The sequence below is a fragment of the Segetibacter sp. 3557_3 genome (assembly GCF_004354985.1).
GTDB lineage: Bacteria > Bacteroidota > Bacteroidia > Chitinophagales > Chitinophagaceae > Segetibacter.
This window is the reverse complement of sequence record NZ_SMSK01000004.1, coordinates 403,890-424,781: the sequence shown is the minus strand read 5'-3', so window position 1 is coordinate 424,781 and position 20,892 is coordinate 403,890. Positions and strand designations below refer to the sequence as shown.

General features: G+C 46.9%; 15 protein-coding genes. 4 read left to right on the top strand and 11 right to left on the bottom strand.

The features are described from left to right. The first annotated feature begins 64 nt into the window (after window positions 1-64). Window positions 65-1,075, top strand: coding sequence for a hypothetical protein (locus tag EXU57_RS09670; protein ID WP_133267985.1), 1,011 nt, complete (start codon window positions 65-67; stop codon window positions 1,073-1,075). 48 nt (window positions 1,076-1,123) lie between these two features. Here the strand turns inward: EXU57_RS09670 and EXU57_RS25060 are convergent, their stop codons facing one another. Both EXU57_RS25060 and lepA read right to left on the bottom strand, forming a co-directional pair. Next, window positions 1,124-1,282: a hypothetical protein gene (locus EXU57_RS25060; RefSeq protein ID WP_165958093.1), complete on the bottom strand. Its 159-nt coding sequence runs from the start codon at window positions 1,280-1,282 to the stop codon at window positions 1,124-1,126. A gap of 265 nt (window positions 1,283-1,547) precedes the next feature. After that, complete coding sequence (gene lepA, locus EXU57_RS09665) at window positions 1,548-3,332, bottom strand: translation elongation factor 4 (RefSeq protein ID WP_133267984.1); 1,785 nt, start codon at window positions 3,330-3,332, stop codon at window positions 1,548-1,550. 233 nt (window positions 3,333-3,565) lie between these two features. Here lepA and EXU57_RS09660 point away from each other — a divergent pair, with 233 nt between their 5' ends. Continuing rightward, a complete protein-coding gene (locus tag EXU57_RS09660; RefSeq protein ID WP_133267983.1) occupies window positions 3,566-4,021 on the top strand; it encodes a hypothetical protein in 456 nt (151 codons plus the stop codon). 22 nt (window positions 4,022-4,043) lie between these two features. Further along, complete coding sequence (locus EXU57_RS09655) at window positions 4,044-4,703, top strand: Pr6Pr family membrane protein (RefSeq protein WP_133267982.1); 660 nt, start codon at window positions 4,044-4,046, stop codon at window positions 4,701-4,703. Between the two features lie 849 nt (window positions 4,704-5,552). On the opposite strand, the gene EXU57_RS09650 is transcribed toward EXU57_RS09655, so the two are convergent. Next, complete coding sequence (locus tag EXU57_RS09650; RefSeq protein WP_133267981.1) at window positions 5,553-6,230, bottom strand: toxin-antitoxin system YwqK family antitoxin; 678 nt, start codon at window positions 6,228-6,230, stop codon at window positions 5,553-5,555. A 353-nt stretch (window positions 6,231-6,583) separates the two neighbouring features. Continuing rightward, window positions 6,584-8,236: an alkaline phosphatase PafA gene (pafA, locus tag EXU57_RS09645; protein WP_133267980.1), complete on the bottom strand. Its 1,653-nt coding sequence runs from the start codon at window positions 8,234-8,236 to the stop codon at window positions 6,584-6,586. 406 nt (window positions 8,237-8,642) lie between these two features. Here pafA and EXU57_RS09640 point away from each other — a divergent pair, with 406 nt between their 5' ends. Continuing rightward, window positions 8,643-9,077 carry a response regulator gene (locus EXU57_RS09640; protein WP_165958092.1) on the top strand — a complete coding sequence of 145 codons (435 nt, stop codon included), beginning with the start codon at window positions 8,643-8,645 and terminating at the stop codon, window positions 9,075-9,077. A 316-nt stretch (window positions 9,078-9,393) separates the two neighbouring features. Here the strand turns inward: EXU57_RS09640 and EXU57_RS09635 are convergent, their stop codons facing one another. The 7 genes from EXU57_RS09635 to EXU57_RS09605 form a co-directional block, all read right to left on the bottom strand. Further along, window positions 9,394-11,415, bottom strand: coding sequence for a protein-disulfide reductase DsbD family protein (locus EXU57_RS09635; RefSeq protein WP_133267978.1), 2,022 nt, complete (start codon window positions 11,413-11,415; stop codon window positions 9,394-9,396). A gap of 14 nt (window positions 11,416-11,429) precedes the next feature. After that, on the bottom strand, window positions 11,430-11,882 hold the full coding sequence (locus tag EXU57_RS09630) for a protein-disulfide reductase DsbD domain-containing protein (protein WP_133267977.1): 453 nt from the start codon (window positions 11,880-11,882) through the stop codon (window positions 11,430-11,432). A 189-nt stretch (window positions 11,883-12,071) separates the two neighbouring features. Next, the gene (locus EXU57_RS09625; protein WP_133267976.1) at window positions 12,072-13,556 is read right to left on the bottom strand and encodes a TlpA disulfide reductase family protein; all 1,485 of its coding nucleotides are present in this window, start codon (window positions 13,554-13,556) and stop codon (window positions 12,072-12,074) included. A 54-nt stretch (window positions 13,557-13,610) separates the two neighbouring features. Next, the gene (locus EXU57_RS09620; protein WP_133267975.1) at window positions 13,611-14,732 is read right to left on the bottom strand and encodes a TlpA disulfide reductase family protein; all 1,122 of its coding nucleotides are present in this window, start codon (window positions 14,730-14,732) and stop codon (window positions 13,611-13,613) included. A 362-nt stretch (window positions 14,733-15,094) separates the two neighbouring features. Further along, the gene (locus EXU57_RS09615) at window positions 15,095-16,474 is read right to left on the bottom strand and encodes a RagB/SusD family nutrient uptake outer membrane protein (RefSeq protein ID WP_133267974.1); all 1,380 of its coding nucleotides are present in this window, start codon (window positions 16,472-16,474) and stop codon (window positions 15,095-15,097) included. An 11-nt stretch (window positions 16,475-16,485) separates the two neighbouring features. Beyond that, window positions 16,486-19,812, bottom strand: coding sequence for a SusC/RagA family TonB-linked outer membrane protein (locus EXU57_RS09610; RefSeq protein WP_133267973.1), 3,327 nt, complete (start codon window positions 19,810-19,812; stop codon window positions 16,486-16,488). 25 nt (window positions 19,813-19,837) lie between these two features. Further along, the gene (locus EXU57_RS09605; protein WP_133267972.1) at window positions 19,838-20,836 is read right to left on the bottom strand and encodes a FecR family protein; all 999 of its coding nucleotides are present in this window, start codon (window positions 20,834-20,836) and stop codon (window positions 19,838-19,840) included. Window positions 20,837-20,892 lie beyond the last annotated feature (56 nt).

Sequence of the window (20,892 nt, the reverse complement as noted above, 5' to 3'; positions counted from 1 at the left end):
GGAGGGCCATATTCACAATTCCTTCTGATAGCAGGAGCCTATATTCGTATCCTGAAAGTCTACTATGCGTCGAATTGTTTTTTTACTGGCCACTCTAATCACCTTAAATGTTCAGGCACAAAAGCTGGCTAAATCCAACTTTGCCCAGCTTGTAAAAGCAGAGGACACGCTAAAGACCCATGCGCGCAACATGATTGTTGACCGTGACGCCAATGTACGTTTTGCTGCCGATAGTCAGTTTATCCGCTCACTGGTTCGCTTGCTCAGAACGCCCTATTCCTTCGACTATCCTTTCGATTCACTTGAAACTGTGTCAAGGGTATATGCACCGGATAGCACGTTCAGGGTCTTTAGCTGGCAGTATACCCGCGACGATAACTATTACCGTCAACGCGGGGCCATCCAGGTGCGGACCGCTGATGGTTCGCTTAAACTGTTTCCGCTGTTAGATATGAGCGAATTTACTACCGCTCCGCAAGACTCTGTTCGCACCCCGCAGAACTGGATCGGTGCCATCTACTATGGCATCATCATGAAAACGCACAACAACAAAAAATACTATACCCTACTGGGCTTCGACGACAATAACCTCAGGAGCACAAAGAAGTGGATTGAGGTGTTGACATTCGATGAGGCGGACAGACCCATGTTTGGCGGGCCAAAATTCACGGTTAAAAATGATCAACTTAAAAACACCACAACGTCAACCCGCTTTTGTCTTGAGTACAAAAAAGAAGGCAGGGCACGGATGAACTACGATCGCGAGATGGACATGATTGTTTTCGACCACCTGATCAGCGAGGACAACACCCCCGATCGCCCGTACACGATGGTACCCGATGGCGACTATGAAGGCTTTAAGTGGGCCGACGGCCGCTGGGTACACGTGGAAAAGGTTTTCGATTTCAAGCTTAAGGATGGAGAAGCACCCATACCCGAACCATTGAAAGATGATAAGGGCAAAAGCAATGAAGAAAAGCTATTGCTCCAATCTGAAAAGAATATGAACCGGGGAAAGCCAGCAAACGAGCCTGCTACCACCACGCCAAAAAAGACAAAGAAGAAAGGAAGCTAAACAGCTCTAACCAGCTCTTGCTTCCCCAACTGATCTATTACAGTTGGGCTACTGCTTATTAAAGATGATTGCCGCCCTCCCACCATTGTATTCGATTTCCTGGTTATAGCCGCCGATGATAGCAGTTGTATTAATTATTTCAATGCCAAGCGCATTACCAACTCTAATCCCTTTTACCGGCAGCGGCGTTCCGGACACACTGATCAAGGCATTAGTATGACTGGTTAGGGAAAATTGCCATGCGTAGTTTTTTTTGGACCCGGCAGTAGAGGTACTATTTAGCAGCTGTTGCGTCGCACTCTTTTACCATAGTTCTTTATTCGGCTTTTTACAACCCACTGCTAAAACAACAGTCAATTAGAAGGAGCATATTCGCGATGAACGACGGGAGACCTGCCTAAAAACAAAAACCAGGAAGGCGCTTTTGACAGCAACCTTCGTGGCTTGTATACAATAGTCTGGTCTGTTGATTTTAATCGAGCTTAAGCACGGCAAGAAACGCTTCCTGTGGAACTTCAACATTTCCAATCTGACGCATCCGCTTTTTACCTTCTTTCTGCTTTTCAAGGAGTTTCCGTTTACGGCTAATGTCACCACCATAACACTTTGCGGTAACATCTTTACGCATCGCACTAATGTTTTCACGCGCTACCACCTTTGCACCGATAGCAGCCTGGATCGCAATCTGGAACTGCTGGCGCGGCACCAGCTCTTTAAGTTTCTCACAAAGCTTTCTGCCGAAATCATGCGAACGGGCCCGGTGGATCAAGGCACTTAATGCATCCACTTTGTCGCCATTCAGCAGAATGTCCATCTTTACAATGTCGCTTTCACGATAGCCGATCGGTGTATAATCGAACGATGCATATCCCCTGGTCTGACTCTTCAATTTATCATAAAAATCAAAAACGATTTCTGTTAAGGGCATTTCAAAAATCAGCTCTACCCTTGTTGGAGTCAGGTAACTCTGGTTGATAAGGATACCCCGTTTGCCGAGACATAGGGTCATGATATTACCAATGTACTCGGCCATGGTAACAATCGTCGCACGGATAAAAGGCTCTTCGATCATGTCGAGCTTTGTAGGCTCAGGCATCTCAGAAGGATTGTTTACAATGATTTTATCCCCTTTTGACGTATAAGCAATAAAACTTACGTTTGGAACCGTGGTGATAACCGTTTGATTGAATTCACGCTCCAACCTTTCCTGGATAATCTCCATGTGCAGCATGCCCAGGAAACCGCACCTGAAACCAAATCCAAGGGCCTGCGATGTTTCAAGCTCGAAGGTGAGGGAAGCGTCATTGAGCTGGAGCTTGTCCATACAATCCCTGAGCTCCTCGAATTCGTCGGTATTCACTGGAAAAATACCCGCAAAAACCATTGGCTTTACTTCTGAAAAGCCCTTGATCATCTCAGCAGGGTTATTCGCAAGGGTGATGGTATCACCCACTTTTACTTCTTTGGCATTTTTGATACCTGTAATGATATAACCTACGTCGCCGGTTTTTAGTTCTTCTTTCGGCGTCATTGTCAACTTAAGTATCCCAACTTCATCCGCGATATAGTCCTGTCGTGTACTTGCAAACTGTATTTTGTCGCCACGTTTAAGACTCCCATGCATAATCCGGTAGTAGATGATGATACCACGGAAACTGTTGAACACGCTGTCGAAAACCAGTGCCTGTAAAGGTGCATTTGGGTCGCCGCTGGGTGCAGGAATACGTTCGATTATGCCGGCAAGTATTTCTTCGATACCAATACCGCTTTTACCGCTGGCCAGTAATATATCGCTGGGTTTACAACCGATGAGCTCGATGATCTGGTCCTTGGTTTCTTCTACCATTGCACCTTCCATATCGATCTTGTTCACGACCGGGATGATCTCGAGGTTGTTGTCGATTGCGAGGTATAGGTTGGAAATGGTTTGCGCCTGTATACCCTGCGATGCATCTACCAGCAGCAGTGCACCCTCGCAAGCGGCAAGTGCACGGCTAACTTCATAGCTGAAGTCAACGTGACCCGGGGTATCAATCAGGTTAAGGGTATAGGTCTCTCCTTTGAAGGTGTAGTTGATCTGGATGGCGTGGCTCTTGATTGTGATCCCCTTTTCACGCTCCAGGTCCATGTCGTCGAGCACCTGCGCCTGCATATCGCGGTCGCTGATCGTATTGGTAAATTCAAGCAACCTGTCGGCCAGGGTGCTTTTCCCATGGTCGATGTGTGCGATAATGCAAAAGTTCCGGATATTCTTCATACGGCGGCAAATTTAGCGATGTGCGACCATAAAACTACGTGCGGCCCTGTTTAAGATGGCCCCTAAATAAGGCTTATTGCATTTATTAACAGGATTTACCTGTTGCAGCAGCTGATGGGCTATCAACCCGTGCATAAACGGCATAAACCAGATGTACCGCATTTCGCTCTGCTGCCCCGAATAAATGGGACCCTTATTTTTAGTACAGTATATTCAAGCATAATACTTGATAAATGAAACCGCTTATCGTCTTGATCATTGCTTTTGTTGCCGCTATAATCGTTGACCGTATTGCAACGACCAGCATTGACTATGGCCTGTGTGGAAGAATAGCGATGGCATTAATGCTTTTGTTTACGGCAATAGGGCATTTCAAGTTTACAGCAGGTATGGCGGAGATGCTGCCTGTTTCCGTCCCGTATCGAAAAGAACTGGTGTACTTTACGGGAGTCCTGGAAATTGTTGCTGCAGCAGGGCTTTTGTTTGATGCTAGTGCCAAGGCAACCGGCTGGTTCCTCGTTGTGTTTTTTATCGTACTGTTGCCGGCAAATATTTATGCCGCTATGGTTAAGGTCGATTATGAATCAGGCACCAATACCGGACCCGGCATAAGCTATTTATGGTTTAGGGTACCCCTGCAGCTATTGTTTATATCGTGGGTGTACTACTTTGCTGTATACCTGGTTTAGTATACCAATTTAAATAACGTGTATGAGTTCATTTGGAAGCAAAAACGTGTTCGCCACTCTCGGCGCAATTTTAGGCTGGCTGGCCGTTTTGCTGCAGTTTATATTGATGTTACAAAACAGCCCGGCTTCCAACGGTGAAGCGGTTGTGCGTTTCTTTAGCTTTTTTACCATCCTTTCCAATACGCTGGCAACCGTCTGTTATACCAAAGCGGCACTTGAGAAAGCAGGTTCAACCTCGTTTTTTACAGCACCACGCACGATATCGGCAATAACGGTATACATCCTGATCGTTGGTATTGTGTACAACCTTGTACTGCGGTTTTTGTGGGCACCTACAGGCTTGCAGAAGATCGTTGACGAGTTGCTGCATTCCGTTAACCCTGCGTTGTTTCTCCTGTTTTGGATACAGTACGTACCCAAACAGGTCCTCAGGTGGAAGGATGCCTTCAGCTGGCTGTTGTTCCCACTGGCATACATCGTGTTTGTGCTCGTCAGGGGATCGTTTTCCGGTTATTACCCCTACCCTTTTATTAATGTTCGTAAGCTTGGATTTGAACGAACAATGATGAACAGCTTCTACCTTTTTATCGCCTTCCTGGTATTGTCGCTCCTGCTTGTGGGTGTTGCAAAGTTGATTGCGGGAAGAAGCGCAGTAAAGATTAAGAACGAAAACTATAGCTAAGGGCGGTGGTAAAAGCTTTAGTACAATCCCTCAGCCGTTAGTTACTGATTGTTCAACCCCTTCAGGGTTGTAAGGAATGTGGGTGCATCTTACCTCCGGGTTACACCCGGAGGTATTTAAATTTAACCCCTTCGGGGTAGGGCGAATCGACATCAGAAGATCGTTTGTTTTCGGGGTTGTTCAACCTTTGGGGACAGCGTGGACTAAGCCATCTGCTGGCGAAATCAAGTTTGAGATGGTTACTATAGGAGGATGTTCAACCCCTCCAGGGTTGTAGAGAAAGTCGGTGCATCTTACCTCCGGGTTACACCCGGAGTTATTTGAATTCAACCCCTTCGGGGTAGGGCTAATGAGGTCAAGAATGATGGAAACAAGTCCAGCGTTTATGTAAGTTTCGAAATGTTTGGCAATTTGTTCAACCCCTTCGGGGTCGTAGAGAACGTCGGGAGCATCTTACCTCCGGGTTGCACCCGGAGTTATTTGAGTTCAACCCCTTCGGGGTAGGGCGACGTGATGAATCTAGCGAAACAACCTTGAACAACAAGCAATATAAAATCAAGGCACGCTTAACTCTAAACTTATAATTTCAACTTCACTTTGCAAACAACACTCCACATAGCATCAAACCACTCTAAACTCTAAATTCATAACTCACTCGCCTTTCAATTCAACATTTATCATACAACATTCAACATAACATCCAACCACTCATAATTCTTAACTCATAATTCATAACTCACTCACCTTTCAATTCAACATCTATCATACAACACTCAACATAACATCAAACCACTCATAATTCTTAACTCATAATTCATAACTCACTTACCTTCCAATTCAACATAAGCTTTAGTAAGTTCTTCCATCAATCACCTTCTTACCTTTCTTGCCGAGTTTCTTTTCGAACTCAACAACTTCTTTTGGCTTTACCTTTTTTGGCGCGGTGGCGGTTTTATCAGCTGAACTATCTGCTATGTTCTCCCCCTGTGCTGCCAGGCGTGCGTTAGGATCTTCAATTTTGTCGAGAAAATAGGTTTCTGATTTAGCAAGCATGCCCGTAGCGGGATCATAATAGCGCCAGGTGCCGTGTTTTACAGCGGTGCCCTCAATCTTGATAACCTTCATTTCAACCTTGCCCGGATCGGCCAGGTCGGGAACTTCGATGGTATCATAGGGGTTGGCGGGATTAACAGCTTTCCAGCTTTCTTCACGAACGATACCCCGGATGTTGAAGTATTGACTTTTACCATTTTTATTCCCCCAGCGGTAATTCTCCACAGCAAACAGGTCGCCCTGTTGTGTATACACCCGCCAGGTTCCCTCTTTTTTACCATCACGGTAAACACCCTCTTCATCGTAGCCAGGCTCGCCGCGAAGCCCTGGCACCTTAACCACCCATTTGCCTTGCCGGCGATCCTGCTGATCAATTGCATTCAACGTGTCGCGTTTGGCGCCGATAGTAAAACTCTTGTACTGGCCAAACGATTGAACACCAATAGCCAGGAACAAAACAAGGAAGAAACGCATATGCATAATTTATCAACCGAAATTAGATTTTTAATACAGAAGGCTGATCAAATCCGCGGAAATTAACGTTTGCTTTGATGGGGCAACCCAAGGCAACTCACACGTTCACCCCGGTAGTCCGATTACAATCCTGTTTCGAAATTACTACCCACCGCTTGGTGTAACCCGTTGTCTGAAACCAATCTTCTTTCGGGTGATCGGGATTATAGCAACTATACGCACTCCACGGTGCATTCCAAACTTAAATGACACAGCACCCTCCTGCCCTAAATCAAGTTTAGAACCTTTCCTGCATATGCCTATAACAAAAAGCCCGGAGGCTAACCCGGGCTGTAGCATTAGTAGTGATACTATTATTTTATAACCTCGTAAACCGGCTCACCAATAGAACCATTTGGCTCCTGTATGTGCAAAATGGCGGCAAGGGTTGCAGCGATATCGGTCATATAAACCCGGCGGTTCGTAGTGCCATGTTTTACTCCCCAACCCATCCACACCAGCGGGATATGGGTATCGTATGCATTCCATGATCCATGAGAGGTTCCGGTGGCCGAAGCCGTTGGACCGGAGTAGTAAGCCGGATCCAGTATAATGGTGATTGCACCTGAACGCTTGGAATTGTACCCATTCTGTATCTTCATACGAATTTGTTCAGGAATGCCCGCACCACCCGCCTTATCATTGTCAACTACAAATGATATTCCGGGTCTTCCCATCAACAATCTGAGAAGTTCCTTACGAATTTCATCTTCGGGCAACTTTTCTCTTGCGATCAGGCTGTTGTTCAGGTGAACCTGGTAATTGCTAAAACTGAGTACAAGATTTTTGAATTTAAAGGTTTGTTCCAGCGAAGCATTTACTTCTCTAAGCAGATCGCTGCTACGCCAATAACCCGCAGGGATCTTGTGGTCGATCAAAAAATTGGGATTGTGGGCTGCGCCGTGGTCAGCTGTTAAAAACACGGTATAATTGCCTTTGCCAGTTTGCGCATCCAGGAAGGTAAACAGGCTGGCAAGGTCACGGTCCAGCCGCAGGTAACTGTCCTCCGTTTCCAATGCGTTTATTCCAAACCTGTGCCCGATATAATCCGGCGATGAATAACTCACCGCAAGAAAATCGGTGGTGCTGCTCTTTCCCAGTTTTTCGTTTACAATTATGGCTTTGGCCATATCAGTGGTCAGCGTGTTACCAGAAGGTGTAGTACGAATGATGCTATAATTATTTGCAAACATGGTAGACGTTTGCACGGGTAAAGTGGCCGATTTGGTTCCGGTGAACTTGCCTTCATATGGATTGTCATCGGGCGAACTCTGCACATACGTCGATGTATCGTATAATGGCGCCCAGTCTTGTTTCAGGTATTTTGCCGGCAACTTCTGCGCATTAAACGCGTTGAGCCACGCAGGTAAGGCATTCATATAATACGTGCTTGTAATCCAGTTTCCCGAAGGGTCGTCGAACCAATAGGCCGCATTGGCCGAATGGCCGGCAGGCAGTATGCTTCCCCGGTCTTTAAGTGCCACCCCGATAACTTTTGAGCGAAAATTGGTTGCAAGCCTCAGCTCATCGGTTATGGTGTTCGACAAGAGGTTTTTGGGAGACATTTTGCCTGCAGTAGAGGAACTACCAACGGTGTTGGCGGTACTATCTTCGGTGCAGTACATCGTTTTGCCGGTAGCTTCAACAATAAAGTCGTTTCCGGTAATGCCATGTATTGCAGGCACACTGCCGGTGTATATGGTGCTATGCCCAATGGCGGTAACAGCCGGCAGGTAGTTGATGTAGGTGTTTTCACAACTAAATCCTTCGTTTAGCAACCGCCTGAAGCCGCCTTGCTGGTACCGGTCGTAATAACGGTACAGGTAATCCCAGCGCATCTGGTCGATCACAATGCCAACCACTAGTTTGGGCCTGGCTAATGACCCGCTTTTAGGGGCTGCAGGAGATTTCTGGGATAAACAGGTAAGGCAATAGAGCAAGGCTGCAAACAGGAAAAAGGATTTCATTTCGGGAACATTTATCAGGCGGCCGACGTACTGATCAATGCACCGCCATATAGCATTTCAGGTGCCGAAGTAAGCAAATAAATTAGTTCATAAAGATTAAATCTTTTTTATTTTACGCTCCATGTTACGGGGGCCAAAATGACAAAGCACGAACCGGGTTGTTTGTGCGGCAGACATAATTTATTGCATTTGTACCCGGCTCGATAAAGTCATATTCAGTAACTTGACGGGGCGAAATCCAGCACGCTGGCATGTGCCGGGTTTATCAGTGGCTGTAAGGGACAAATGTAGTTGTACCACAAAGGGCGGAACAACATTGCCAATACGGTTGCGTTAAAAACAAGACTTTTCAGCAGGCACGCCAGGTCTCCCGTAGTGTATGGCTGACTTAAAAAAACGATATCTTATGTCTCAAACCTTTAAATTGTCCCCAACCATCAAAAATGTTGTGCTCGCCGACGATGATGAGGATGATGTGCTGGTCTTCAGGGATGCGGTTCAAAAAGCCTGTGCTGCGCTGGAACTGCAGGTTGTAGCAGATGGTGATCAGTTAATGAAATTGCTACAGGTCATCAAGGTTCCCGACCTAATTCTGATCGATTTGAATATGCCCGGCACCAGTGGAAAAGAATGCCTGCAAATGATCAGGGCGGACCAACGATTTAACAGCACGAAGCTGATGATCTTCTCTATCTCCAGTACACACAAAGACATTCAATACTGCCTGAACAATGGCGCGGATTACTATACCGTTAAATTTGGCAGCCTTCGCCAGCTTGCTGAACTGGTTGACGACATTTGCCGCGGAGAGTTGAAAAACCGGTTTACAATTGGGAGTTGAGAGATTGGGTATTGAGGTATTGGGGATTTGGTATTGAGTCGGTAGTAGATAAGTTGAATTGTTTACTGGCCAGTTTCATAACAGATGTAATTCAATTACATCTTGCATATACACGTTGCATTCTTCCGGCAATCGTTTTTATGGACCCGGCATCCGGACTGCTATTGCACATCCTTGCGTCGCACTCTTGTACTTACATATCCTTACGGAGCTTAGTAGAGTGCCCTGTTATGAATTGCTCCATCAACAAGGAAATTTCGACCCTCCCTTCACTTTGAAGCTGAGATTGAAAAAATGTTCGTTGACTCGTTTGCAGTTAGCTGTCCGACTTATTGTAAGCTGCACTTACCCCATCGAGCAACTTGATGAACTGGTCAATATTGGCGTCGTAGCCATAACCTTCCGGAGCAAGCCGATTTTCTTTACTGTCTAAAAAGAAGTAGTATGGCTGTGTATTAGCGCCGAACCTGGTCACCTGGAAGTCCGCGTGTTTATCACCCAGCGTTTCCACCTGTTTGTTCAGCGCTTTTGAAAAGTACACTTCAGCCGTCTGAAGATCGATCTCCTGTACGTCCACGTATAACGATACGATCACAAAATTCTCTTTTAGTCGCTGCATAACCCTGGGATCACTCCAAACCTGGCCCTCCATCTTACGACAGTTTACACAGTTGATGCCCGTAAAGTCGAGCATCAGCGGCTTTTTCACCTTACGCGCAACGGCAAGTGCTTCGTCGTAATCGAAGTAGGTAATCATACCATATTTGGTTACCACTTCCGGCTCGTAGATCTTCATCCGGTCGTAGTATTTAACTGGAGCTGGCAAACCGCCGGTCTCTGCAGTAGCGTCGCTATGCGCACCTCCACCGCGGCTAATGGCTGCTGCACCGGTAAAGTCCTGGGTTCCCATGGGAGGTACAAATGCACTGATCCCCTTCAACGGTGCACCCCACATCCCGGGTACAAGGTAAACGGCAAAGAAAAGGGCAGCCATTGCAAAAAACAACCTGGTTACGCTGAGGTGTTGCAAGCCGTAGTCGTTTTTAGGCAGTTCATCATCATGACTAAACCTGATCTTACCCAGGAGATACATCCCCAGTAATCCAAAGATCACGATCCATAACGCGATAAATATTTCCCGGTCAAGTATCCGCCAGCCTTTTGCAAGGTCGGCATTGGATAAAAACTTAAGTGCAAGTGCGAGCTCAAGAAAGCCAAGGGTAACCTTCACCGCATTTAACCATCCACCTGCCCTGCCAAGGATATTGAGCTTACTTGGGAAAAACGCGAATAAGGCAAAAGGCATTGCCAGTGCAAGTGAAAATCCGAACATGCCTACAAGCGGGCCATAGTAACTGCCTTTGGCTGCAAGCACCAGCAGGTTACCAATGATGGGACCAGTACAGGAAAACGACACCAGCACAAGCGTTAGCGCCATAAAAAAGATCCCTGCAAAACTGCCCATCCCGGCTTTGGTATCAACCTTTGTGCTCCAGGATGATGGAAGCGAAATGTCGAATGCACCTAAAAATGAAATACCAAATACAAGGAATAAAATGAAAAACACCAGGTTGGCAATCCAGTTTGTTGCAAGATTATTCAGGGCTGCCGGACCGAATATGAGGGTAATGAGAAATCCGAGAAGGGTAAATATGATGATGATGGAGGTCGAATAATAAACCGCGTTTCTAAGTCCTTCTTTCCGGTTTTTGCTCCGTTTTGTAAAGAAGCTAACGGTGATCGGGATCATCGAATACACGCAAGGGGTCAGCAGCGCTAACAGTCCGCCTGCAAACGCGGTTGCGAATATCCACCACAACGACCTGTTGCCGGTGATGCCTTCAACGGCTCCCTGGGGTGAAGCGGATACCCGTTCTTCGCGCGGAACATAAAACCGGATGGCCTGCTCCCCCGAGAGGTATGATTCACCTTGTTTATAGGCCAGGGTAACCAGCCCTTTGAGTACCACGCTGTCCGTAGCCGGAATGGAGGCTCTTTGCTGCCATATAATACTATCGCTTATGTACCGAACCGTTGCACCGAGTGCAGCATCGTTTTCCGTCCGAACTTTTCCCTTTTCATCCACAGTATCCTGCAGGTACCGGGCAAAGCTGGTATCAAAGGTCAGGGTTGAAAAAAGCGGCTCGTCGGCTGATCGTTGGATCGCATACACTTTTACCCCTGGGGGCACCTTAGCTTTTAGCCGAAGTACAACTTCATTGGAATTTATCCGTTCGGTACTCAATCCGAATGTAACTGGTAAAGAGTCCTGGGCTGAAACGCTTAAAAAAACCGATGTAAGAAAAAGGACAAGAAAAGCACGAAATAGATGAGCCATCAGGCAATATTAAATTACTTAAGCGCGATAGAAAATTTTTGTGTTGCCGGTGGCAGACACTGGGTATCGTCGCATACCATATATTCAACTGATCCGGCGATGTTTGTTTTTACCGGGCTCTTAAGTTTCACCGTTTGAACAAAATTTACAGTACCACCAAATTGCTTTACATCAACTCCAAAAAGCGGCTCATGTTTTTGTTGAAGTTTACCCACCTCTTTGGCTTTGCCCTGCAGGGTAACCAATGGATTTTTTGCAAAGGTGATTGCAGTGGGGACCGGACCACCGTCTGGTGTGAACTGTGAATACAGGTGCCAGTTACCGGAAACATTTGCGGTGAGGTAGATTTCGTATGTTGTAGGATTAATTTTTTTAGCGGTATAGTTCCACTTTACGGGGTTTTGCACCTGTGAGAATGATGCGGTGGTAATGATTACAGTAAGAATAAATAGGAAGATTTTTTTCATTGCAAATGCGATTAAGATTGTTAAACCTATGGAAACCAAAATTGCCCTAACTACAATGGCAGCAAGGCCTTTGTGGGAGGTTGGCGAAAAGGCCCTATACCCTCCCGTATCGAAATGACGGCCAAATTTAGCGCAATGAAAGGTAATGAGCCCTGTTTACGGGTTGCATTGCAGAGATTTAGCAAAACCCTAAGACCTCGCCAGTTCGATCATCGCTGATACTTCTTCAACTGCAAAATCATTTCCGCCGCTGAAACCAGTTAATTTAAAACGTATGTTACCGTTTTTGTCTATCACAAATTTTGTCGGTATCCCGCTGACCTTATAAGCGTCGATCACTTTGTTCAGACCGCTCTCTTTATCCTGCAGGTCCATAAGTACCAGGAAGGGATAATTCATTTCGTTGATGTACTTCCTGGCGTTTTCGGTAGGGGTCGAGTCATTTCTCTCCCAGGTATGTATAAACAAAAATTTTACGTCAGGGTCATTTTTGTACTTGTTTACAGCGGTTTGCATTGCGGGAAACGAGGCTTTGCACGGTCCACACCATGTCGCCCAGAAGTCAACGAGCACCACTTTTCCTTTCAGATCAGCAAGGGACACCCTGTTGCCATCCATGTCGTTTAGCGTGAACTGGGGCGCAGGAACATTGATCATCTGCTTAGGCAACTCTTTCAGCATTTTGGCAATAAGCTCTTTGTTAACGCCTGCCATGTAGGCATCGTAACCGTCGTTGCCGTTTACTTTCGCATACAATACTTTGATGTCTTTTTTCATTTCCTCCGTCGCCTGCCCGGACCGAACTGCCTCGTCGAGAATTTTAAACGCTTCTTCATTTTTGTTCAGTGCCACCAGAATCTTTGCATACGTTCCGTTTACATGTCCCCGGACCCCTTTGTATTCGTCGTGCGCCTTCTTAACATAAGGAAGTGCCTCAGCATATTTCCGTTGTTTGTATAAAGCTTCTGCATACAGAACGTGATAACCGAGGTAGCCTGTAGCAGCAAATGAAGCCCCGGGCTCATCTTTGCGCGTCGTCATGTACAGGTTAGCGTTGTCAATCGCCTTTTTAAGCAAAACAGCCGCCTGGTCGAGGTGTATGTTTTTCTTTAATAAAACTTCCGCGGTTCCCGCAAACCCCTCTCCTTTCCATACCCCTGTTTCAATTTGATTGGTGTATTCGAGTGCCTTTTTCAACTTGCCTTCGCTCGCATAGGCTCTTGCAACTGAATTGCGCGCATAATCATATTGGATGCGATCCGGGCCATATTTTTCCGGAGGATATTTCGCTATCCACTTCCTGAAAGCCTGCTCCTTTTTCTCAGCACCTTCGGTATTGTAAACAACGTCCACCTCTTTGTTACGAACGACTGTTCCTTCAGGAAATCTCAACTCAATGGCTTTTAGAACCGAGTCGGAACTAGCGGTGTTTTTTAGCTGGTATAAAAAACGTTGGGCAAGAAGCCAATCCTGTTCTTTGTCGCTCTTTAACAAAGCGTACAATTTCGATTTTAGTAGTTCTTTATCCTGCGCGGTTGAGGCTGCTAACCTGCTGAAGTACTGAATGGTGGTGTCAGCATTTGGTTTAACCTTAATGGTATCCTGGGCATTTGCCGCGAGCGATACTATGCCCACACAACTAAGAGCTAGTAGCCGCTTAATATTGTTCATCATGTAGAATTAATTTGGGTAATGAGGTATTGGGTATTTAGGTATTGGGTATTGTGACTAATTTAATAACTCGCCGAGCTTCTTGTGCAGCGCTTCTGCCCGCAGGTTATTTGCCATTACCTTACCATCCGGGCCGACCAAAAAGCTGGTGGGCACTACGGTAATGCCAAACTCTTTTACAATGCCACTTTCCCAGCCTTTTAGGTCGCTGACATGATTCCATTTCAGACTATCCATTTCAATCGCTTTCTTCCATGCATCTTTTTTGGTGTCGAGCGAAACGCCAACAATTTCGAAGCCTTTATCGTGAAAGGCCTGGTATGCCTTAACTACGTTAGGATTCTCTTTACGGCAGGGCACACACCAACTCGCCCAAAAATCCACCAACACGTACTTGCCCCGGAGCGCAGAAAGTTTGAATAGTTTACCCGAAGTATCTGCAACGGTAAAGTCGGGACTTGCACCTATGCCGGTTTTGGCAGCTATACGTTGGTATTCGGTGATCTTTTTTCCGTAGTTGCTGTTCTTTGCCTTGTCGCCCAGCATGCTAAACATCGACCTTGCCAACTCGGGGTTTGGATAACTGATGTACCGGTCGTAAATAATAAACGGGCCCACCGGTGATTGTGGGTATTTTTTGATGAAAGCCTCGACTGCTTTTGTCGTCTGGTCATTTAATGATTGCATTCCGTCCTCGAAGATCTTCCTTTCGCTTTCAGGTTCTTTTACTTTCCCCTGGTTAGTTGCTGAGTCAAGTCTTTTGTACATCGGCCCGGCCTGCGATGCGATCCTGGTCCACTCTTTTGACCATTCGCTGTATTCATTGTTCGACTGACTTCCCTTGATCGTTGCATTTTGAAGTGAGTCTTTATGACCATTGATCATCATCTTACCAGGTTCAAGAAATATACCGCGCTGACTTCTTGTACCATTGATCCGGAGGACGCACAGCAATGGCTGAGTGAGCCGACCAGCAAACCTGAACTTGCCGTTAACTGCGTTTGTTGAGTCGAGTGCGGCAGGGCTTTCAATCGGGTACAGGTAAACCTTTTCGTTGGTTAAGCCAGCCAGTTTGCCGGTAAGCTCGAACGTTCCCGGCTTTGGTTTTGGCCCGGGCTGCGCGTGCAGCTGCAGCGAAAGCAATGAGAGAACGACTGTAAAAATCCTGTTTATCATCATGATTGGTTAATTGAGGGTTGTACCGTTTAGCATTACTTGTTTTATGTTGCAGCGACCCCTTTCATCGGGATCCTGGCCTGGTTTAGAATTGTGGAGGTGACAACACCTGTTGCATCACGACTTGCAGGTGACAACACCTGCATTGGCCATCTGTGTACTGGTGACGACACCTGTTCATCACAATCTGCAGGTGACAACACCTGCACGGGCGATCTGTGTGCAGGTGACAACACCTGCACGGGCGGTTGCGCTTTTCTTATGCGGCAGTTAGTTGCTCAATGATGTACCCACAGTACAAGCGAGCGTGGCAACGGCCGCTAAATCCTTGTTCAAATGCCGGTCACCAAAAAAAAGAAATATCGTTAGTAACCGGGATTTTGGGTCAGGTTCGGGTTCACCAACCGCTGGGGCTCGGGAATGGGGTAGAGCACATCTGTTGGGTTCCAGGTGGTACTTTTAATTCCACCAATAACCGCATTTGCACGGTCGGTACGCTTCAGGTCGAGCCATCGGTGCCCCCATTCGCCAAAGAGTTCCACTTTTCTTTCCTGCTCGATAGCAAGCAGCAATTGTTGCTGTGTAACCGTTGCTGGCAGCCCACCAAGGCCCGCCCTTGTTCTCACCATTTCGATATCGGCCTTTGCGCCCGAAAGATTGTTTTGCTGTGCCCTTGCTTCTGCGCGAATCAGGTACACCTCGGCAAGTCGTAATACAATGTTGTATTCATTGCCGGTTCCTGCGCGCACTTTATACTTGTTAATTGTATAGTAGTTCTGGCCACCGACGGTAACCATACCTGTCCAGTTTGCTTTGCGCAGATCAGCAGCTTCAAAGGATTTATAAAGCGTATCATACAAATAATAGGTTGGGATACCGCTTGCTGCAAGATAGTTCGCCCCAAAGGTGGATACCCCGGTTGTATTGGCAACCTGCCAGATGATTTCGTTACTGGTGTTGATGAAACTTGTTGTGGGCGCAGGCAGGCTGTATACACCTGAGCCAATTACCTGGCTGGCCATAGCTTCAGCATTTGCATAATCTTTATTGTAGAGGTAAGCCCTCGCAAGCATAGCCGCAGCGGCCCACTTATTTACCCGTGCCCTAAAGGTTCCCGCGTATGCAGCCGGCAACATCGCCTGGGCATCTTTCAAGTCGGTTATTACCTGTGCCCAAACCCCGGCTGCAGGTGAGCGGGGCAATTGCGCATTTTGGAGGTAATCAACATCGCCGGTAAGCGGCATTGGTACGTCGCCATAAAGATTAACCAGGTAGAAGTATGCATATGCCCTGATGAACTTTGCTTCACCAAGCAATTGATCTTTCACTGCAGGAGTAAGCGTAGTTGATGCAGACAGCCCTGCAATGGCATTGTTTGCGTTTTTAATAACCTGGTATGCAGGGTACCAGATATTATTCATGTTCACGTTATTGTTGGCAGCTGAAATGGAGTTGGTTTTAAACTCGTCGGCGAAGAGGTTGGAGGTATTTAATTGCACCTCGTCGGCCGACATACCAGGATAAACCGAAAAGTTTAGCACCAGTGAATTTACACCGGAGCTTCCGGAGCTGTATAAGCCGAGCACCGCACTCGTAGCTGTGGCATCGGTTTTAAAAACCTCTTCCAGTACGGTCTGCGTAGGTGGCGCGCCGAGTTCGAGAAACTTCTTGCATCCCGGAAACGTGCATGCCGCGAACGCTAAAAACAATAAGTGTATCGAAAATCTTTTATAGTAAGAAAACATAAACTAGGTTTTTAGAATGAACAATTGATACCAAAAACAATGGTTCTTAGCGGCGGCAATACCTGCCCGACTGTTCCGGTGCCAAGACCGCTGGGGCCGCCCTGCACCTGGGTTTCCGTATCAAAGATGTACCTGTTCTTCGACCAGGTGACGAGGTTCTGACCCTCGACGAATATCCTGCAGTTCGTCATTTTCAGATTGCGTATGAGGTTGTCGCCGATTGCATAAGAGATATTTGCCGAACGGAGTTTCAGGTATGATGCATCGCCCCAAACCGCATCGGAGCCCGTGTAGTTGTTGTAGGAGGTGTATATGGGCGAACCGGCATTTGCTGTTGCAGCGGGAATATCGGTAACATCACCCGGTTTCATCCAACGGTTCAAATATGAGGTATTTTGGTTGATGAGGGCACCCGGACGGGTGTTTAGAATATTTGTTGCGCCGAAACGGTGATTAAACTGGAAGAAGAAGTCGAACTGGAGATTTTTGTACGAGAATGAATTATTTAAACCCCCGTAATAGGGTGTACCAATTGGAGCTATAACCCTGTCGTTGGCAAAAGTGATGCTTCCGTCTTTATCGATATCCTCGAAGGTGGCGCGGCCATTGGTTGGATCCACCCCGAGGTAGTGGTATACCCGAGTAAGGTTTATTGGCTGACCGATGATATAACTGGTACTATAAAATGAACTGGCGAGGTTTGGAAAATCTACCAGTTTGTTGTTGGGAAAGGTTAGGTTTAGTGATGTAGTCCATTTGAAGTCTTTACTACTAATGTTGGTGGTGCTCAGTTCAAGTTCGAGCCCGGTATTTTGGATAACTGCAGGCAGGTTTGCTGTGATGGAGTTATAGCCCGATTGAAGGGGAACACTTACAAAAGATATCTGGTCGCTTGACCGGTTGCGGTAGTAGTTAGCAGTAAACAATATCCTGTTTTTGAAGAAACCGAGGTCAACAGCAGCCTCAAGTTTCCGGGTTGTTTCCCACTGGATATCTGCGTTCGGAAGCGTTACCGGCAAAATTGCCGGATTATTCAAATATATAGTGGTAGAAGAGTAAAGCGGAAGGTAGAGGTAATTTGAAATTTGGTCGTTACCTGTTGTACCGTAGCTGCCACGAAGCTTACCAAAGCTTAGAACACCCGAGTTCTTCAGGAACTCCTCGTCTGAAAATACCCACGCCGCACCGATTGCCCCGAAGTTACCAAACCGGTTATTGGGCCCAAAGCGTGAGGACCCATCTCTCCTGAAAGTCGCATTAACAATGTACTTCCCTTTCCAGTCGTAATTAAGCCGGCCGAAAAATGCATTGTATTTATATTCGACGATGTTATTGTAATTAACCGTTACCAGGCCAGCACCTGATAATGTACCCAGCAAAGCTTCGCTGCTGTAATTGGTGCCGGTAAGAAATTGCCCCTTGGAGGTGTTGTGCTGCCAGCTTGCTCCTGCCAGGGCAGTAAATCTGCCTTCGCTGATTTTGGTAATGTATTCAAGGGTTGGTTCAACAATCCAGTTTTGCGCCTTGTTGAATGAGAATACCGCAGAGCTTACCGGGTTATTTACGGGATTTTGCGACGACGCAGGGTTGGTGGTATTTTGATCGAGGTCGGTGGTGGTATAGCCAAAGTTTGATTTCAGGTTTAAACCGGGCAATATGGTATACCGCAGTACTGCGTTGCCAATAAGATTCGTAGTAGTACCCTTGTACCGCTTGATGAGGTTAGACAAAGGATTAGTGAACCCGGGAGCCCAAAACAGCTTGCCTGCTGTATCGTACAGCGGCAGGTTTGGCGGAAGATTATACACCGAACTGATATCCGAAGTAATCAGGTTGGTATTGGCATTGGAATAGCTCGCGTTAAACGAAGCATTGAACTTGCCGTTTACTGAAGTATGCTCAACGTTTAACCTTGTAGAAAAACGTTTATCGGCATTGTCGCCCGGAAAGATGGTGCTTTCTCTACGATAACTTGTATTAAATAAGAACCGGGTGCGTGCGTCGCCTCCTGAGAGTGTTGCCTGAGCTTCAGCAAGGTTGCCGGTGCCGCCGAGGAATCTCCTTTGCCAATCGGTTGCTTTTGTGGTGTCCCAAACCAGGAGGTCGGGTGCATTGTTTGCGTTTGGCGTAATCCCATCATTTTTAAAAGCTTCGCGCCTGAGCGCCAGGTATTCCTGCAGGCCAAGCATCGGTATATAACGGTTTAATCTTGTTGTACCACTCCTCACGTTGAAGTCGAGCCTGGTTTTGCCTGCTTTGCCCCTCTTGGTTGTAATCAGCACAACCCCGTTAGCGCCGCGGGAGCCATATATCGATGTGGCATCAGCATCTTTAAGAATATCGATCCTTTCGATATCGGCAGGGTTGATCATGCCAAATGGACTTATGCCGCCACTGGCGCCGGAAACGCCAAACGCATTTAAGTTATCCGTGGCAGGTGACCCACCGTTGAAATTGGTGAAAGGAACACCGTCGATTACATATAAAGGAATGGTACCGGAAGATAGCGATCCCTGCCCGCGGATCTGCAACTGAACGGCGCTGCCCGGCAAACCATTATTCTGTGCAACCAGGGTACCGGCGATCCTTCCGGGTAAGGTTGCCAGTGGGTTACCAACAGGCTGCTTTCCGATTTCAGCAGCAGTAATTGAGCTTACTGAACCGGTGCTCCGCCGCGCGGTGGTGGTACCATAACCAATAACAACCACTTCGTCAAGGTGCTTTTGCTGCGACTCGAGGTTGATCCGGAGGGTCGACTCGCTGCCAATACGAACCTCTTGTGCCTGGAAACCCACAGAGGAGATCACCAGCACGTCGTTTGGTTTAACCAGGATTGTGAACTGGCCATTATTGTCGGTTGTAGTACCGGTGCCTGCATGTTGAGCACTGATGCTGGCCCCGCTTACGGGTTCGGTTTTGTTCGAAAACACCGTTCCGGTAATCCTGTTCACCGTTGATTGTTGTCCGGCAGCTGGTAGAGCAACAGGTGCCGACGTACGAACAACAGCAGGACTTGGGGTTGGTGCCCCTACCCTGTCTTTTGGAACGATGGTGTAGTAGTTGTTTTTGATGTACAAAAACACAAAGTCGTTCGGGTAGAGTACAGCTTTTAGCACGTCTTCTACCTGCTTACCCTTAATGTTTTCAAGATTATACGAGGTTGTTTTTGCCTGCAGTAGCTGTTTGTCGTAAATGAATTCGGTGCCAAAAACGCGGGTTATTCTTTTGAGCGCATCGGTAAGGCTGACCGATTTAACCGATGTAGTTTGTGCATGCATGTTTGCCCATGTAACTACGCAAAAAGACAGGAACGCAATCCGGAGTGCGAGTTTTTTCATCTTAGGGTTGATTTGTGTTTATGACTTACCTGGGCGAAATGAACAATCGATCGCCTTCGGCAGTGATTGTGAGATCCAGCGTTTTCGAAAGAATAAAAAGGGCATCCTCCAGGTTGTCGATCATCAGGGTTCCCCCGATGCGCCGTTGGGCAAGCTCCGGCTGAGACAAGATGATTTTTTTACCATAATTATCTTCCAGGTATGCTATAATGTTCTGTAATGTTGGATCGGCAAGAATCAGCTTTTGTTGGGTCCACGCAGTGTAATCATCAGCTTTCGTTTTCGTTTGGGTAATCTTTTTACCCGCATCTTCAACGATTATCATCTGACCAGGCGAAAGTTTAACCGCTTTAGATTGGTTGCTGAACGCTACTTTAATTGAACCTTTCTGCAGTACAATCTCCGTTTTGCCCCGTCTTTCGCGAATATTAAACACCGTTCCAAGCACCTCGACAGTTGCGTTTTTTACGTGTACAAGAAAGTGATCACCTTTACTGGAAGAACCTTTTTCACGCAAGTTGGTCACCATAAAAAGTGCCTCGCCGTCGAGCCATACCTCCCGGGGCTGATCCGGGTTCCAGCGCTTTGCATACCGTATCGACGAATTTGCATTGAGTACCACGGCTGAGTGATCCGGTAAAAAAACCGTGTCCGTTTTTCCGTAAGCAGTAGAAAAACTTGCCTGTTGCCCGGTATTTAGCAGGTATATAATGGTTCCTATACCCACCACTACCAGGAAAATTGCGGCTATGGCAAACAGCTTTCGGGTAACGGATCTCCTGCGGGCGGGAGCGAGTCTTCTTAGCGTAGAAGTTCCTGCATTGCGGTCGGTTTTTCTTGCAAGTAATCCCTCGTAAATCTCTGTGGCCACCAATGCTTTCTCTTCAGGTTCCAATTCGGCCTCGCCGGTGTCCAATTGTTCGTACCATTGTTCCACTGCCAACTGGTCTGCATCGCTACAGCTGTTGTTTACATATGCCGTTATTTGTTCGTGCAATCGTTCGAAATCCTGCTCGGTGCCCATAATCGAATGATTAACCTTTAACGAAGCGCATAGTACCAGATGAAATAAAAATAATT